The organism is Microbacterium sp. Mcb102 (assembly GCF_024519805.1).
Classification (GTDB): Bacteria; Actinomycetota; Actinomycetes; order Actinomycetales; family Microbacteriaceae; genus Microbacterium.
This window is the reverse complement of the sequence record NZ_JALJRG010000002.1, coordinates 29,842-44,640: the sequence shown is the minus strand read 5'-3', so window position 1 is coordinate 44,640 and position 14,799 is coordinate 29,842. Positions and strand designations below refer to the sequence as shown.

The 14,799-nt window shown below is 68.5% G+C and carries 17 protein-coding genes and 2 tRNA genes; 15 read left to right on the top strand and 4 right to left on the bottom strand.

Annotated elements, in window-relative coordinates; genetic code table 11:
* Nucleotides 1-55: 55 nt before the first annotated feature.
* From OC372_RS06375 to OC372_RS06330, 10 genes are all read left to right on the top strand, one after another.
* Nucleotides 56-253 carry a DUF4244 domain-containing protein gene (locus tag OC372_RS06375; RefSeq protein ID WP_029261056.1) on the top strand — a complete coding sequence of 66 codons (198 nt, stop codon included), beginning with the start codon at nucleotides 56-58 and terminating at the stop codon, nucleotides 251-253.
* On the top strand, nucleotides 253-618 hold the full coding sequence (locus OC372_RS06370) for a TadE family type IV pilus minor pilin (protein ID WP_136025903.1): 366 nt from the start codon (nucleotides 253-255) through the stop codon (nucleotides 616-618). Before OC372_RS06375 ends, OC372_RS06370 begins: the two co-directional genes overlap by 1 nt.
* Nucleotides 618-947: a helicase gene (locus OC372_RS06365; RefSeq protein ID WP_262001261.1), complete on the top strand. Its 330-nt coding sequence runs from the start codon at nucleotides 618-620 to the stop codon at nucleotides 945-947. Before OC372_RS06370 ends, OC372_RS06365 begins: the two co-directional genes overlap by 1 nt.
* A 77-nt stretch (nucleotides 948-1,024) precedes the next feature.
* Nucleotides 1,025-3,898, top strand: a complete 2,874-nt coding sequence (topA, locus tag OC372_RS06360) for a type I DNA topoisomerase (RefSeq protein WP_105711356.1) — start codon at nucleotides 1,025-1,027, stop codon at nucleotides 3,896-3,898.
* Nucleotides 3,895-4,524, top strand: a complete 630-nt coding sequence (gene tmk / locus OC372_RS06355; protein WP_262001260.1) for a dTMP kinase — start codon at nucleotides 3,895-3,897, stop codon at nucleotides 4,522-4,524. Before topA ends, tmk begins: the two co-directional genes overlap by 4 nt.
* 56 nt (nucleotides 4,525-4,580) lie before the next feature.
* Nucleotides 4,581-5,738 carry a DNA polymerase III subunit delta' gene (locus tag OC372_RS06350; protein WP_262001259.1) on the top strand — a complete coding sequence of 386 codons (1,158 nt, stop codon included), beginning with the start codon at nucleotides 4,581-4,583 and terminating at the stop codon, nucleotides 5,736-5,738.
* Nucleotides 5,735-7,291 carry an alpha/beta hydrolase gene (locus tag OC372_RS06345; RefSeq protein WP_262001258.1) on the top strand — a complete coding sequence of 519 codons (1,557 nt, stop codon included), beginning with the start codon at nucleotides 5,735-5,737 and terminating at the stop codon, nucleotides 7,289-7,291. The genes OC372_RS06350 and OC372_RS06345 overlap by 4 nt, the downstream gene beginning before the upstream one ends.
* A 69-nt stretch (nucleotides 7,292-7,360) precedes the next feature.
* A tRNA-Thr gene (locus tag OC372_RS06340) sits at nucleotides 7,361-7,433 on the top strand.
* Between the two features lie 66 nt (nucleotides 7,434-7,499).
* Nucleotides 7,500-8,081 carry an isochorismatase family protein gene (locus tag OC372_RS06335; protein WP_262001257.1) on the top strand — a complete coding sequence of 194 codons (582 nt, stop codon included), beginning with the start codon at nucleotides 7,500-7,502 and terminating at the stop codon, nucleotides 8,079-8,081.
* Complete coding sequence (locus tag OC372_RS06330; RefSeq protein ID WP_262001256.1) at nucleotides 8,078-8,611, top strand: DUF1697 domain-containing protein; 534 nt, start codon at nucleotides 8,078-8,080, stop codon at nucleotides 8,609-8,611. The genes OC372_RS06335 and OC372_RS06330 overlap by 4 nt, the downstream gene beginning before the upstream one ends.
* Nucleotides 8,612-8,664: 53 nt before the next feature.
* Here OC372_RS06330 and OC372_RS06325 read toward each other — a convergent pair whose 3' ends face one another.
* Entirely contained in the window at nucleotides 8,665-8,880 is a 216-nt protein-coding gene (locus OC372_RS06325) for a hypothetical protein (RefSeq protein ID WP_029262792.1), read from the bottom strand.
* 25 nt (nucleotides 8,881-8,905) lie between these two features.
* Between OC372_RS06325 and OC372_RS06320 the strand changes: the two genes are divergently transcribed.
* The gene (locus OC372_RS06320; RefSeq protein WP_262001255.1) at nucleotides 8,906-9,421 is read left to right on the top strand and encodes a CGNR zinc finger domain-containing protein; all 516 of its coding nucleotides are present in this window, start codon (nucleotides 8,906-8,908) and stop codon (nucleotides 9,419-9,421) included.
* A 9-nt stretch (nucleotides 9,422-9,430) separates the two neighbouring features.
* On the opposite strand, the gene OC372_RS06315 is transcribed toward OC372_RS06320, so the two are convergent.
* Nucleotides 9,431-9,976 carry a type 1 glutamine amidotransferase domain-containing protein gene (locus OC372_RS06315; protein WP_105711349.1) on the bottom strand — a complete coding sequence of 182 codons (546 nt, stop codon included), beginning with the start codon at nucleotides 9,974-9,976 and terminating at the stop codon, nucleotides 9,431-9,433.
* A 175-nt stretch (nucleotides 9,977-10,151) separates the two neighbouring features.
* On the opposite strand from OC372_RS06315, the gene OC372_RS06310 reads away from it, so the two are divergent.
* Nucleotides 10,152-10,616, top strand: a complete 465-nt coding sequence (locus OC372_RS06310; protein WP_262001254.1) for a hypothetical protein — start codon at nucleotides 10,152-10,154, stop codon at nucleotides 10,614-10,616.
* 28 nt (nucleotides 10,617-10,644) lie between these two features.
* On the opposite strand, the gene OC372_RS06305 is transcribed toward OC372_RS06310, so the two are convergent.
* Together OC372_RS06305 and OC372_RS06300 are read right to left on the bottom strand one after the other, a co-directional pair.
* Nucleotides 10,645-10,717: transfer RNA gene (locus tag OC372_RS06305), tRNA-Lys, on the bottom strand.
* A 134-nt stretch (nucleotides 10,718-10,851) separates the two neighbouring features.
* Nucleotides 10,852-11,514: a fasciclin domain-containing protein gene (locus tag OC372_RS06300; protein ID WP_029262788.1), complete on the bottom strand. Its 663-nt coding sequence runs from the start codon at nucleotides 11,512-11,514 to the stop codon at nucleotides 10,852-10,854.
* Nucleotides 11,515-11,678: 164 nt separating this feature from the next.
* Here OC372_RS06300 and OC372_RS06295 point away from each other — a divergent pair, with 164 nt between their 5' ends.
* The 3 genes from OC372_RS06295 to OC372_RS06285 are packed head-to-tail and all read left to right on the top strand — an operon-like array spanning nucleotide 11,679 to nucleotide 14,798.
* Entirely contained in the window at nucleotides 11,679-13,391 is a 1,713-nt protein-coding gene (locus OC372_RS06295) for a cytochrome c biogenesis protein DipZ (RefSeq protein WP_262001253.1), read from the top strand.
* 31 nt (nucleotides 13,392-13,422) lie between these two features.
* On the top strand, nucleotides 13,423-14,022 hold the full coding sequence (gene sigK / locus OC372_RS06290; RefSeq protein ID WP_029262786.1) for an ECF RNA polymerase sigma factor SigK: 600 nt from the start codon (nucleotides 13,423-13,425) through the stop codon (nucleotides 14,020-14,022).
* The gene (locus OC372_RS06285; RefSeq protein WP_262001252.1) at nucleotides 14,019-14,798 is read left to right on the top strand and encodes an anti-sigma factor; all 780 of its coding nucleotides are present in this window, start codon (nucleotides 14,019-14,021) and stop codon (nucleotides 14,796-14,798) included. Before sigK ends, OC372_RS06285 begins: the two co-directional genes overlap by 4 nt.
* Nucleotide 14,799 lies beyond the last annotated feature (1 nt).

The following is a 14,799-nucleotide window of genomic DNA, read 5'->3' as shown; positions in this document are numbered from 1 at the left end:
GACCCGCTGAGACCGACCAACCGATGCGAAGGCATCACAGAGAAAGAGGTACATCATGATCCGCATCCCCCGACTCGACCGGCGCCGCGCGGCTGCGCTGTTCGGCGACGACACCGGCGCGGCCACGGCCGAATACGCGATCACCACGATGGCCGCCGTGGCGTTCGCAGGGCTCCTGGTCGTCATCATGCGATCCGACGAGGTTCGCGGCATCCTGACGGATCTCGTCCGGCGAGCCCTCACCGTGTCCTGATGCGCCCCCGGAGGAGCGGCGCCGGTCGCGCCGGGGCGGGGGAGCGAGGCTCCGTCGCCGCAGAACTCGCTCTCGGGCTGCCCGCCGTGGTGCTGGCGCTCCTGCTCGGTGCGGGCGCGCTCGGCGCGGCATCGCGCCAGGTGGCGCTGCAGGACGCATCGGCGGATGCGGCACGTCTCCTCGGCCGCGGCGAGGGGGCGGACGCCGCCCAGCGCGTGGTGGGCACGGCCGTCCCCGGCGCAGGGATCTCGTCTTCGCACTCGGGTGACCTCGTGTGCGTCACGGCAACCTTCGAGGCCTCGATCGGCGCGCTGGTGCGGCTGCCCCTCCGGGCGTCGAGCTGCGCGCTCGACGGAGGCCGCTGATGGCGGGCACGGCGGTGGCCGCGGGGGTCCTGGTGGTCGCCGCTGCACTGTCTCTCGGGCTGGCCGCCGTCGGCGGAGCGGCGGTGACGGCGCAGCGCGCGGCCGGGGCTGCCGATGCCGCGGCGCTCGCCGCAGCCGATGCCGCGAACGGTGCCGTGCCGACCGCAGCGGAGCCGTGTGCGCTCGCCGCGCGGGTCGCGGAGGCGGCGGGCGCGGCGCTCACCGGCTGCTCTCTCGAGGGCTTCGTGGCGACCGTGGAGGTGCAGGCGGCGTACGCTGGACTCGCAGCCGTCTCCCGAGCCCGTGCCGGGCCACCCGAGGGACAGTGACGGCCGTGCGACCTCACTCACTGTGAACGACCCCACACAGTGGTGTGTATGGTGTGCTTCGAAGAAAGGACGCACCCTTGGCTGAAGGCAAGAAGCTCGTCATCGTCGAGTCCCCGACGAAGATGCGGTCTATTCAGGGATACCTCGGCGACGGCTATGAGGTGCTCAGCTCCGTCGGCCATATCCGCGACCTCGCTGACAAGAAGGACATCCCGGCTGCCGACAAGCAGGCCTACGGGAAGTACTCCATCGACATCGACAACGGGTTCGACCCGTACTACGTCGTCTCCGATCGCAAGACGAAGACGGTCGCAGAACTCAAGCGCGCACTGAAGAGCGCCGACGAGCTCCTGCTCGCCACTGATGAGGACCGCGAAGGCGAGGCGATCGCCTGGCACCTGCTCGAGACGCTCAAGCCCAAGGTCCCCGTCAAGCGCATGGTGTTCCACGAGATCACCAAGGACGCGATCCAGGCGGCAGTCGGCAACACGCGTGAGCTCGACCACGACCTCGTCGACGCGCAGGAGACCCGCCGCATCCTCGACCGCCTGTACGGCTGGGACGTCTCGCCTGTCCTCTGGTACAAGGTCAAGACCGGCATCTCGGCCGGACGCGTGCAGTCCGCCGCGACCCGCCTCATCGTCGACCGCGAGCGTGAGCGCATGGCGTTCACCTCGGCCGAGTACTGGGACGTCGACGCGCAGGCAGCCGCGACCGGCACGTCGTTCAAGATCCGCCTCGTGCGTGTCGACGGCGGCCAGCTCGCCCGCGGCACCGACTTCGACGACGACGGAAAGCTCAAGAAGGCCGTCGTCATCCTCGATGAGGCCACCGCCGCCGCGCTCGCCGAAGCGGTCGACGCCGTCGGCGCCGGCAGCGTCACCAAGGTCGAAGCCAAGCCGGGCACACGCAGCCCTTATGCGCCGTTCACCACCTCCACGATGCAGCAGGAGGCGGGACGCAAGCTCTCGATGGGAGCCAAGCAGGCGATGGGCGTGGCCCAGCGGCTGTACGAAAAGGGCTACATCACTTATATGCGTACCGACTCCACGTCGCTGAGCACCCAGGCGGTGCAGGCGGCGCGGAGCCAGGCGGTGGCCCTCTACGGCGACGCCGCGGTGCCGCTGAAGCCGCGCGTGTACAAGTCCAAGAGCAAGAACGCGCAGGAGGCGCACGAGGCGATCCGTCCCTCGGGAGACACCTTCCGCACGCCCGCCTCTCTCTCGTCCGAGCTCGACCGCGACGAGCAGCGCCTCTACGACCTCATCTGGAAGCGCACGGTCGCCAGCCAGATGTCCGACGCGAAGTACGAGACCACCACGGTCACGATCGCCGTCGACGCCGCGGGGAAGAAGGCCGAGTTCACGGCCTCCGGAACCGTCTACACCTTCAAGGGCTTCCTGGAGGCCTACGAAGAGGGTCGCGACGAGAAGCGCGGCGACGCGGATGCCGCCGAGAATCAGTCGCTGCCTGCCGTCGCCGTCGGAGATCAGCTCGCGGTGTCGGATGCGGAGGCCAAGGGGCACCGCACCACGCCGAAGCCGCGCTACACCGAGGCGTCGCTCGTGAAGGTCCTCGAAGAGAAGGGCATCGGCCGTCCCTCGACCTTCGCCTCGATCCCCGAGACCATTCTCGACCGCGGTTATGCGGTCAAGCGCGGACAGGCACTCGTGCCGACGTGGCTCGCGTTCAGCGTGGTCCGGCTGCTCGAGGAGCACTTCGCCGAGCTGGTCGACTACGACTTCACCGCTGCGCTCGAGGACGACCTCGACACGATCGCCCGCGGCGAGCAGAACCGCGTGGAATGGCTCAAGTCGTTCTACTTCGGCTCCGACTCACACGTCGGCCTCCGCCAGGTCGTCGACAACCTCGGCGAGATCGACGCGCGTGCCCTCAACTCCACCCGCATCACGGACACCGCCACGCTGCGCTTCGGCAAGTACGGTCCGTACCTCGAGGTCGCCGACCCGGAGAACCCCGACGCCAAGCCGCGCATCGTCAATGTGCCGGAAGACCTCGCGCCCGACGAGCTGACCGCCGAGAAGGCACAGGAGCTCATCGACGCTCCCGTCGCGGGCGACCGTGTGCTCGGGGAGAACCCGGAGAACGGCAAGATCGTCGTCGTCAAGGACGGCCGGTTCGGACCGTACGTCCAGGAGAACGACCCGGTGTCCGAGGACGCAGCGGTCGACGAGACGACCGGCGAGGTCGTCGAGGCCCCGAAGCCGAAGCGCGGAGCGAAGAAGGAGGCGGCCCCGAAGCCGCGCACCGCATCGCTGTTCCGCTCGATGTCGGTCGACACGATCGAGCTCGACACCGCGCTCCAGCTCCTGAGCCTGCCGCGTGTCGTGGGCGTCGACCCGGAATCGGGAGACGAGATCACGGCCCAGAACGGCCGCTTCGGTCCGTACCTGAAGAAGGGCACCGACTCGCGGTCGCTCGAGAGCGAATCGCAGATCTTCGACGTCACGCTCGAGCAGGCGCTGGAGATCTACTCCCAGCCGAAGTACGGTGCCGGTCGTCGTGCATCCAGCGCACTCGCCGAGTTCGAGGCCGACCCCGTCAGCGGTAAGCCGATCCGCATCCGCGACGGCCGGTTCGGTGCCTACGTGACCGATGGCGAGACGAACGTGACGATTCCGCGCGGCCAGACGGTCGAGGACATCACATTCGAGATCGCCGTGCAGATGCTCGCCGACAAGCGTGCCAAGGGCCCGGCTCCGAAGCGCGGTGCGGCCAAGAAGGCGCCCGCCAAGAAGGCGCCGGCCAAGAAGGCCGCCGCCAAGAAGCCCGCAGCCAAGACAGCGGCCAAGTCGACGACCGCGAAGAAGGCCCCCGCGAAGAAGACCACGGCGGCGACGTCGGCCGCACGGTCGGCTGCGGCGAAGAAGGCTGCGGCCACCCGTGCGGCGAACGCCGCCGCGAAGGCAGCGGAGAAGGCGAGCTCGTGACCCCAGGTCACGGGGTGTGGATCACGCTCGAAGGCGGAGACGGCTCTGGCAAGACCACGCAGTCGAATCTGCTCGCGGAGTGGCTCGAAGGCACCGTGCGCACGGTCGTGCGCACGCGCGAACCCGGCGGCTCCGAGGTCGGGCAGCTCATCCGTGACATCGTGCTGCATCATCGCGGTGACATCGCGCCGCGCGCCGAGGCACTGCTCTACGCGGCCGACCGCGCGCACCACGTGGCGACGGTCGTGCGACCCGCACTCGACCGCGGGGATGTCGTGCTGCAGGATCGCTACCTCGACTCGTCCGTGGCGTACCAGGGCGCCGGCCGTGTGCTCGATGCGACCGAGATCCGCGAGCTTTCGCTCTGGGCGGCCGAAGGCGCGCTGCCCGACCTGACCGTGCTGCTCGACCTCGACCCCGCTGCGGCCCGCACCCGCCTCGACTCCGCCGACAAGCCGTTCGACCGGCTGGAAGCAGAACAGGCGGAGTTCCACGGGCGCGTCCGCGACGCGTACCTGGCCCTCGCGGCGGCCGAGCCCGAGAGGTTCCTCGTCCTCGACGCCGCCGCAGCGCCGACGGTGATCGCGGAGCAGATCCGTGCGCGGGTCGGCGCACTGCTCGGCTGACCTGCGCGAGCGACACCCATGCCGTCGGCGTCGGTGGTCGCGATTAGGCTGAGTGCATGGCCCGCACCGTTCCTCCTCCTTTCCCGTGGGCGGACGTGTGGGGGCAGGATGCTGCCGTCGACACGCTCCGTGCGGCGGCATCCGATCCGGGTGCGCTCTCGCATGCCTGGCTGATCACCGGCCCGCCCGGATCCGGCCGTTCGACTCTCGCGTACGCGTTCGCGGCCGCTCTGGTCGCCGACCACCCCGAAGATGAGGCGGTGATGCGGCAGGTCTTCGCGGGCACCCATCCCGATGTTACGGCGCTCCGCACCGACAAGGTGATCATCACGATCGCCGAGGCCCGCGCTCTCGTGGAGCGCTCCTACTTCGCACCCTCCGCGGGTCGGTACCGCGTCATCGTCGTCGAAGACGCCGATCGCATGGTCGAACGCACCTCCAATGTGCTGCTGAAAGCACTCGAGGAGCCGCCCGAGCAGACGGTGTGGATCCTGTGCGCGCCCAGCGAGGCCGACCTGCTGCCGACGATCCGCTCCCGGGTCCGCTCGCTGCGACTGCGGGAGCCGGATGTCGCCGATGTGGCCCGGCTCATCACCCTGCGCACGGGGGCCGATGAGGCCGTCGCCGAGCAGGCGGCGCGGCATTCGCAGCGCCACATCGGGATGGCGCAGCGGCTCGCCACCGATGACGCGGCTCGGCGTCGGCGCGACGAGACCCTGCGGTCTGTCATCGGCGTCCGCGGTGTCGGCGATGCGGTCGATGTCGCGGGTCGGATCATCCAGGCCGCGACCGAAGACGCGAAGGCCCTCACGGCGGAGCGCGACGCGCACGAGCGGGCTTCGCTCCTGCGCACGATCGGAATCGCCGAGGGGCAGGCCGTGCCGCCGGCATTGCGCACACAGCTCTCGGCGCTCGAAGACGATCAGAAGAAGCGCGCCACGCGCAGCCTGCGTGACGGCATCGACCGCGTGCTCACCGATCTGCAGTCGCTGTTCCGCGACGTGATCATGCTGCAGTTCGGCCGCGGCGACGATCTCATCAACCGCGAGCTGCGCCCCGAGCTGGAAGGCCTCGCGTCGGCCTGGCCTGAGGCCCGTACCCTTGTCGTACTTGACCACCTTGCCGAGACGCGGCAGTCGCTGGAGCGCAACGTCGCTCCGCTGCTCGCACTGGAGAGCTTGCTCGTGACGATCACGAGCGGGAGGAAACCGTGAACAACCGATCGACTTCCCGCTTCCGTCGCGCCGCCGCGGTCATCGCCGGCCTCGCCGCGGCATCCGTCGCCCTCTCGGGCTGTCTCTACGCGATGATCCCCGAGCAGTCGTCGCGGCCGGCGACGACCATCGTCCCCGACACCGACGGGGTCGCCGAAGACCTGCTGCCCTTCTACTCGCAGGAGCTGGAGTGGACGGACTGCGGCCCCGGCTTCGACTGCACTGAGGTGACGGCGCCCCTCGACTGGGAGAGCCCGGGGGCCGGTGACATCAGCCTGTCGGTGATCCGCCATCGCGCGCAGGGGACCCCCGTCGGCTCCCTGTTGACGAACCCGGGCGGACCCGGATCGAGCGGTGTGGAGCTCGTCCAGAGCAGCCTCGACTTCGCCGTCGGGCCCGATCTCATCGAGAACTACGACGTGATCGGCTTCGACCCGCGCGGAGTCGGGGGCTCCACCGCGGTGACCTGCTACGACGCACCGGAAATGGACGACTACCTCTACGGCATCCCGTCCGCCGCCCGTGGCACGGCGGAGTGGGAAGCCGAGCTGCTCGACGCGCACAAGTCGTTCGCCGAGGCATGCGAGGCGAACAGTGACGGCATCCTGCCGCACATCACGACGGTCAACTCCGCCCGCGACATGGACCTGATCCGCGCGGTGCTGGGCGACAAGCAGCTCAACTATCTCGGCTACTCCTACGGCACTTTCCTCGGCGCGACCTACGCCAAGCTCTACCCCGAGAAGGCCGGACGCCTGGTGCTCGACGGCGCCATCGATCCGGCGGTTCCGGGGCTCGAGGTCGGGGCGACTCAGGCTCTGGGCTTCGAGTCGGCGCTGCGCGCCTACATGCAGAACTGTCTCGACTCGGGGAACTGCCCCTTCAACGGCACAGTGGACGAGGCGATGGCCGATCTCGGGGCGCTGCTGGCGAGCGTCGACCGCACTCCGCTCGAGAACGGCGATGGGCGGATGATGGGCGCGGACTCCCTGCTGACGGGGATCATCGCCGCGCTCTACGCCCAGGAAAGCTGGGACATCCTCACCCAGGCCCTCGATGAGGCGCTGCAGGGAGACCCGACCACGGCGTTCCTGCTCGCCGACTATTACAACAAGCGCGGCGATGACGGGGTCTATACCGACAACTCCACCGAGGCCTTCCGTGCGTACAACTGCATGGACTACCCGGTCGAGGACGACCCGGCCGCCGAAGCCGCGATCGAGGCCAAGATCGCCGCGGGCGCGCCGACCATCGCCCCGTACTGGACCGGACCGGACTCCTGCGAGGTCTGGCCCTACCCGCCCACCGGCACGCGCGGCGAGATCGCGGCTGAGGGTGCAGGACCCATTCTCGTGATCGGCACGACGAACGATCCGGCGACGCCGTACGAGTGGTCCGAGTCGCTGGCGGACCAGCTCGAAGAAGGGGTCCTGATCACCCGCGTCGGCGAGGGCCACACCGGGTACAACAAGGGCAACGTCTGTGTGGACGACGCCGTCGAAGCGTTCCTGCTCGACGATGTGGTGCCCGAAGACGGCCTGCGCTGCGAGTGAGGCGGGCTCGATTCGCGACCGGGCACGAGACAGGGTAATATCGGTGATCGCGCCGCTCACGCGTCGCACGCCGCTTTAGCTCAGTCGGCAGAGCATTTCACTCGTAATGAAAAGGTCGTCAGTTCGATTCTGACAAGCGGCTCCGAAGGCCCCGTGATGTGAAGAACATCACGGGGCCTTTCCCGTTCCAGCGGCGTACCCTCGAATCATGAGCAGAGCGCTTCTGATCGTCGATGTGCAGAACGATTTCACGGAGGGTGGTGCACTCGCCGTGACGGGCGGTGATGCGGTGGCCGCTGCCGTCACGACATTCCTCGCCGCGCATGCCTCCGACTACGCGGTGATCATCGCGTCGCGGGACTGGCATGACGCGCAGGGAGACAACGGCGGACACTTCGCCGGCACGCCCGACTTCGTCGACTCCTGGCCCGTGCACTGCGTCGCGGGCACGGAAGGTGCCGACTACGACCCGCTCCTGGTGACGGATGCCGTGACGCACCATGTCCGCAAGGGACAGGGCAAACCCGCGTACTCGATGTTCGAGGGGGAGACGGAGGCTGGTGAGACCGTCGGAGCGCTCCTCACTGCCGCGGGAGTGCTCAGTGCCGATGTGGTTGGCATCGCGACCGATCACTGCGTCCGGGCGTCCGCGCTCGACGCGATCGCGCACGGCGTCCATGTACGGATTCTGACCGACCTCGTGGCCGGGGTGGCTCCGGAGCCGAGCGAAGCGGCCCTCGCAGAACTCGTGCACGCGGGTGCGGAACTGGTCGAGAGCACCGACGCGTGAACCGCAGCGTCCTGCTGCTTCGGGCTGTGAACGTCAGCGGACGCAACAGCGTGCCGATGGCACGGTTGCGAGAGGTGCTGGCGACCGACACTGATCTCGCCGACGTGTCTACCTACATCGCGAGCGGCAACATCGTCTGCGCGACCCCGAAGAACCCGGAGGCCGCGTGCAGCGTCGTCCGCTCGCTCATCCATGAGGAGTTCGGGGTCGACACTCCGGTCATCCATCGAACGCACACGCAGTTGGTCGCGTCGGAGTCCGCTCAGCCCTTTCCCGAGGGTGACGTGAAGTTCGTGCACGCGATGTTCCTCGAGGGGACGCCCTCGGCGGGGGCGGTCGAGGCGCTGGGGAGACGACTCCTGCCGGAGGAGCGTCTGGAGCTCGTGGGGAACGACCTGTGGATCGACTACGGGAGTGGTGGAGTGCACTCCACGAAGCTCACGAAGGGGGTGCTGGACCGTGCGCTGGGCGTGGCCGGGACCGCCCGCAACCTCCGGACGACGCGCACACTCATCGAGCTGACGGCGTGACGGAGTGACGGAGTGACGGAGTGACGGCGCCGGAGATCGTCGAGGCCTGAGTCTCAGCCCTGGACCCCGCCGGTCTCCGTGCTCAGCGCGGTCGGCGGCGTGTGCGGGTGCGACTGCAGGTCGACGCGGCGGGTGCCGCATCCCCCGCACCGCACGTAGAGGATGACGCCCTCACTCGTCGGATGCCGCGACTCGACGAGCCATGCGTGCTCATGGGACGCGGTTTCGGGCCGGATGCGGGGGATCGGGAGCGTGTTCTGCGAGGTCATGTACCCAGCGTGATGTAATGGTCTTATGCATCTCAACCCTTACGGCGAATATGCGGTGCTCCTGGCCGCCTCCCTCGCCAACGACTGGCCGTCCGACCGTGCCGGGATCGAGGAGCGCACCCTCGAGCTAGGCATGACGCAGACGTTCCCGCCGGCTGCCGACGACCACGAGAAGATCAGGGCGGTCATCGACGACTGGCTCACGATCGTCGACGAGTCTGACCCCGACGCCCGGGCTCTGCTGCTGAACGCCCAGCTCGCGGCCGCGGCCGCCTACCCGCGGCTCACGAACCACGACGGGGAGGGCTGGCACCTGCACTACCGCGACGACGTGCCGTCACTGCCGTACGTGCTGCGGGCGATCATCAGCCTCGGCACATCGCTGCATCTCGTGACCCGAGGGATGAGCAGGCTCGGGAGGTGTCAGGCCGCACCGTGCACGAACGTCGTCGCGGACGTGACCCGCAACGGCCGCCAGCGCTTCTGCTCCGTGCGCTGTGCGAACCGCGCGGCCGTCCGACGGCACCGGGCGCGGGCCTGACACCGCTGCTCAGGCGGTCTGCCCGGAGTGCTTGCCCTCGCCGATCTCCTCGACGAGCTTCGCGTTGAAGGCGGGCAGGTCGTCGGGCGTGCGGCTGGAGACGAGGCCCTCGTCCACGACGACTTCCTCGTCGACCCAGGTCGCCCCGGCGTTGCGCAGGTCTGTCGTCAGGCTCGGGTAGCTGGTGAGCGTCCGGCCGTCCACGACACCGGCCTCGATGAGGATCCAGGCGCCGTGGCAGATCACGCCCACGGGCTTGTGCTGCTCGAAGAAGGACCGCGCGAGGGCGATCGACGGCTTGTCGAGGCGCAGGTGGTCGGCGTTCACGACACCGCCGGGGAGCACGAGCGCGTCGAACTGGTCGGCCGACGCGTCGGAGGCGAGGAGATCCACGGCCTGCTCGTGACCGTTCTTCCCGGTGATCGCGGCGCCGTCCGGGGCGATCAGCGTCGCGCTCGCGCCCTCGGCGGTCACCGCATCCCAGGGGCTGGTGAGCTCGCTGTCCTCGAATCCGTCCGTCGCCAGGAATGCCACTCGGTTGCCGGTGAGAGTCATGGTTCGTCGTCCTTTCGTGGAGGGTCGTCCGCGGGGAGCGGACGAGTAGACCCTCTCCCGGGACACCCGAATGTGGGAAGGGGGTGGCCACTGCGAGGAGCCGGTGATACAGGAGAAGCCGTCGTCTCCGGAGCGCTCCCCTCGGAATCCGCTGCGGCGGCAGTAGCATCCAGACATGCGCGTTCGTCCTGCTCTCGTCCTCCTGCCGATGCTCGTTCTGCTCGCGGCCTGCGCCCCCGAGCCGGCTCCGAGCCCGTCGCCGTCGACGTCGTCGACCTCTGCGCCGACATCGCCCACTCCCACGCCGTCTGAGACCTCCGCGCCGACCCCGGACCCGACGGAGGCCGCCTCGGAATTCTCCGGTCCCCAGCTCGTGAATCTCTGCACCGAGAAGACGCGCAGCCTGGCACCGGACGCGACCTACTACGCCGACATGGCGACCACCGAGTGGCTTGCGGAGAAGTCCCTCTGGTTCGTCGTCATCCCCAAGACACTGGACGGCCAGGACAGCGTCGCGGTGTGCGCGATCGGCGGTACCCCGAAAGCCCCGACGTTCGAACTCGAAGGCGAGACGCTGCCCAGTGGCGTGGCCGACATCCGCTCGGAACTGCTGGCGGGCGAGCACGACGGCGAATCCTGAGACAGGTGCCGCCGCGCTCACCCTGCGGTGGGCCCCGTGGGGCTCGAACCCACGACCCGCGGATTAAAAGTCCGATGCTCTGCCAACTGAGCTAGAGGCCCCTGCTCAAAGTCTAGTGCGCACGACGAGGGGCCGTCGGCGACAGAACGTCGCCGGCGGCCCCTTCTCCTTCCCGGGTGGCTCCCCCTACCCCGAGAAGGCCGCGTGCCGGGTCCTCCTCCCGGCCATCCCGTGCTTAGGAAGCCGGGGGCATCAGGACCGTGTCGATCAGGTACACGGTCGCGTTCGCGGTCTGCACTCCACCACAAACGACCTTGGCGTCGTTGACCATCCAGTCATCGCCGCTGCCGGTGACTTCGAGCTCGGCACCCTGGACCGTCTTGTGCATGCCCTCGATGTCGGCCGGCTCGATCTGGCCGGGGACCACGTGGTAGGTCAGGATCGAGCTCAGCGTCTCGCTGTCGGTCTTGAGCGCCTCGATGGTGGCCGGGTCGATCTTCGCGAAGGCGTCATCCACCGGTGCGAACACGGTGAACTCGTCTCCGTTGAGCGTGTCGACGAGGTTCACGTCGGGGTTGAGCTGTCCGCTCACCGCTGCGACCAGCGTGGTCAGCATCGGGTTGTTGGATGCGGCGACGGCGACCGGGTCCTGGGACATGCCCTGGATCGATCCTGCGCCCTCCGGCACAGCTTCGGCGTAGGCGGCGCAACCGGGGCCCACGAGGTTCGCGGCCGGGTCCATCTCCTCCATCGGCGTCGACTCCGACGTCTCCGGAGTCTTGGGCTCGGTGGACTCCTCCGTGGTGCTGCCGCTGCCCATCGAACAGGCGGAGAGCAGGAACGCGCTCGCCAGGCCGAGGGTGATGGCTGCGGTGACCTTCTTCTTGGTGCTGAACATGTCGAGCTCCTTCAGAACTGAGCCACGGCCTCTCCGTGGCGTCGAGGGCTGTTCGGAGCACCTTCGAGATCGGATGGGAGAAATCTCAGAAATCTCTCAGATCGATCGAATCCAATCCGTTGTCGTCCCCGGAGCGAACAGCTCCCGACAGAAGTGGGGACCTCATGGACCTGATCATCATCGGCCTGCTCGGCGGGCTCATCACCGGCATCTCGCCGTGCATCCTGCCCGTGCTGCCCGTGATCTTCCTCACCGGGGGCGCCCAGTCCGCGCGGTATGAAGACGAGGTGGTGCCCGCCAGGCGCAGCCGCCCGTACTTCGTGATCGCGGGGCTGGTGCTGAGCTTCACGCTCGTCACGCTCGGCGGCTCACTGCTGCTCGGTCTGCTGAATCTGCCGCAGGACATCATCCGCTGGGTCGGCATCGCGGTGCTGATCATCATCGGCGTCGGGCTCATCGTGCCGCGGTTCCAGCACATCCTCGAGCGCCCGTTCCAGCGGTTCGGTCAGCGCGAGGTGAAGAACCGGGGGAGCGGCTTCGGCGTCGGCCTCGCGTTGGGTGCGGTCTTCGTGCCGTGCGCCGGCCCCGTGCTGGCCGCCATCATCGTCGCCGGCTCCACCGGTCAGATCGGCATCGGAACTGTGCTGCTCACCGTGTCGTTCTCGATCGGCGTGGCGGTGCCGCTGCTGATCTTCGCCCTCGCCGGCCGCAGCGTCGTCGAGCGCATCCGCTCCTTCCGCTCGAAGGAGCGCGGGCTGCGCATCGCCGCCGGCATCGCGATGATCGCGCTCGCCGTCGGGCTCGTGTTCAACGTGCCCCAGGCGCTGCAGCGTCTGCTGCCCGACTACACGGCTCCGCTCCAGGAGCAGATCGCCGACTCCGACCAGGTGAAGGACGCCCTCGATCTCGGCGGACTCGTCAACGAAGAGAACAAGGATCTCGACAAGTGCACCAACGGTGCCGAGGAACTCGAGTCGTGCGGAACGGCGCCGTCGATCAAGGGCATCCAGGAATGGCTCAACACCCCGAACGGGGAGGCGCTCGACCTGAAGGACCTGCGCGGTCAGGTGGTGCTGATCGACTTCTGGGCGTACTCGTGCATCAACTGCCAGCGTTCGCTCCCGCACGTGGTCGCCTGGGATGAGGCATACCGCGATGCGGGCCTGCAGGTGATCGGCATCCACTCTCCCGAGTACGCGTTCGAGAAGGACCCGGGCAATGTGGCGGCCGGCGCGCGAGACTTCGGCATCGAATACCCGGTCGCCCTCGACAACAACCTGTCGACGTGGACGAACTACCGCAACCGCTACTGGCCCGCCCACTACCTGATCGATGCAGAGGGAACCGTGCGCCACATCTCGTTCGGAGAGGGCAACTACGCCGCGACCGAGTCGATGATCCGCGAGCTGTTGAAGGACGCGGATCCGTCCGTCGACCTTCCCGGCGCGACAGACGTCGAAGATGACACACCCGATGTGGGGTCGACGACGAGGGAGACATTCCTCGGTTCGTCGAAGGACGTCAACTACGGCGGCGACGGCGACTACCGCTCCGGCACCAACGCGTACACGTTCCCGAAGGATCAGCCGGCCGACAGCTTCGCGCTCGACGGCGACTGGACGATCGAGACGCAGTACGCGACGCCGGAGGGTGATGACGGACGCATCAGCCTCGAGTATCACGCCGCCGAGGTGCGGGTCGTGGTCGCCGGGACGGGAGACATCGAGCTCCGACGCGACGACGGATCGACGGAGACCATCGCGATCGACGGCACTCCGCGCTCGTACGAGCTGCTCAAGCAGACCGACATCGCCGAAGGCACCCTCACGCTCGACGTCCCGCCCGGAATCCAGGTCTATTCCTTCACATTCGGGTGACGTCTGCACGGGTACGGAGAGGAGATGCGGCATGCTTGTGGAGATGGTCATCGATGGAATGGACGTCCCGGAGGACGGCGCGACGCAGGATGCTGTCGGCGACCTCCTCGTGCGCGTCGCCGACGGTGATCAGGCTGCCTTCGCGGCCCTCTACGACGCCCTCTCCTCCCGCGCCTTCGGGCTGATCCTCCGCGTGCTGGTGAACCGGGCGCAGAGCGAGGAGGTCCTGCAGGAGGTCTTCCTGGAGATCTGGCAATCCGCTTCCCGCTTCGCTCCGAACAGAGGTCAAGGACGAACGTGGGTCATGACGATCGCACATCGTCGGGCCGTCGACCGGGTGCGGGCATCGCAGTCGAGCGCCGACCGCGATGTGCGGGCCGGATTCAAGGACATCGGTGTGGCACACGACAGCGTCGCAGAACAGGTGGAGCTGGGAATCGAAGGCGAGAAGGTCGTCGACGCGCTCTCGGGGCTTCCTGAGGTGCAGCGCGAGGCACTCGTCCTCGCCTACTACGGCGGTTACAGTCAGAACGAGATCGCGGCTCTGGTGGGCGCGCCGCTGGGGACGATCAAGACACGGATGCGAGACGGGCTGACCCGTTTGCGCACGGCGATGGGGGTGACGGCATGAACGAGAGAGAGTTCGCAGAGCTCGCGGCAGGTGCCGCCCTGCACGCGCTGTCGGCAGACGACGAGCGCCGTTTCCGTGACGCACGCGCCGCGCACCCCGAGTGGCAGGCCATCGTCGAGGCGGATGCCGGTGCGGCCGGGCTACTCGCCGAGACGGCCGCGACGGTCGATCCGCCCGCGAGCATCCGGTCCGCCCTGCTCGCGCAGATCGCCGTCACGCCACAGAGAATCGAGTCGGACGGCGACGAGCCGCGTGCGGCCGCTCCGGCACCGGAGAGCTTCACGACGGAGGAGGCCGCCGCCGAATCCCCGAAGCCGCGCCGATGGACTCGCACGGTGTTCGCGTTGGCCGCGTGCCTCGCCCTCCTCGTCGGCGTCGGCATCGGCGCAGTGGCTCTGAATCAGCAGCTGAACCGCCCCGCGAGCGTGGTCGCCCTGCAGGAGATCGAAGCGGCGGGAGACGCCGAGCAGGCGACGGTCGCGCTCGATGACGGCGGAACGGCGACGGCGCACTGGTCGGGCTCGGTCGGCAAGGCCGTGCTCGTGGCCGACGGGCTCCCGAATCCCGGGGAGGGCGAGACATACGAACTCTGGTTCGTGCGCGGTGACGCCCCCGTCTCGGCAGGCGTGTTCGATGTCGACGGCGGTGAGGCGACAGCCCTGCTCGATGGCGACATGCAGGCAGGAGATGCGATCGCGGTGACCGTCGAACAGGCCGGCGGCTCGCCGACGGGGCAACCGACGTCTGACCCGGTGATCGTCATCCCCACGGCCTGAG

Coding starts and splice junctions, on each gene's coding strand:
- OC372_RS06375 (WP_029261056.1), top strand. CDS start 56: ATGATCCGCATCCCCCGACTCGACCGGCGCCGCGCGGCTGCGCTGTTC.
- OC372_RS06300 (WP_029262788.1), bottom strand. CDS start 11,514: ATGTTCAGCACCAAGAAGAAGGTCACCGCAGCCATCACCCTCGGCCTG.
- OC372_RS06285 (WP_262001252.1), top strand. CDS start 14,019: ATGAACGAGAGAGAGTTCGCAGAGCTCGCGGCAGGTGCCGCCCTGCAC.
- OC372_RS06320 (WP_262001255.1), top strand. CDS start 8,906: ATGCATCTCAACCCTTACGGCGAATATGCGGTGCTCCTGGCCGCCTCC.
- OC372_RS06325 (WP_029262792.1), bottom strand. CDS start 8,880: ATGACCTCGCAGAACACGCTCCCGATCCCCCGCATCCGGCCCGAAACC.
- OC372_RS06310 (WP_262001254.1), top strand. CDS start 10,152: ATGCGCGTTCGTCCTGCTCTCGTCCTCCTGCCGATGCTCGTTCTGCTC.
- OC372_RS06365 (WP_262001261.1), top strand. CDS start 618: ATGGCGGGCACGGCGGTGGCCGCGGGGGTCCTGGTGGTCGCCGCTGCA.
- OC372_RS06370 (WP_136025903.1), top strand. CDS start 253: ATGCGCCCCCGGAGGAGCGGCGCCGGTCGCGCCGGGGCGGGGGAGCGA.
- OC372_RS06335 (WP_262001257.1), top strand. CDS start 7,500: ATGAGCAGAGCGCTTCTGATCGTCGATGTGCAGAACGATTTCACGGAG.
- OC372_RS06315 (WP_105711349.1), bottom strand. CDS start 9,976: ATGACTCTCACCGGCAACCGAGTGGCATTCCTGGCGACGGACGGATTC.
- OC372_RS06295 (WP_262001253.1), top strand. CDS start 11,679: ATGGACCTGATCATCATCGGCCTGCTCGGCGGGCTCATCACCGGCATC.
- sigK (WP_029262786.1), top strand. CDS start 13,423: ATGCTTGTGGAGATGGTCATCGATGGAATGGACGTCCCGGAGGACGGC.
- OC372_RS06350 (WP_262001259.1), top strand. CDS start 4,581: ATGGCCCGCACCGTTCCTCCTCCTTTCCCGTGGGCGGACGTGTGGGGG.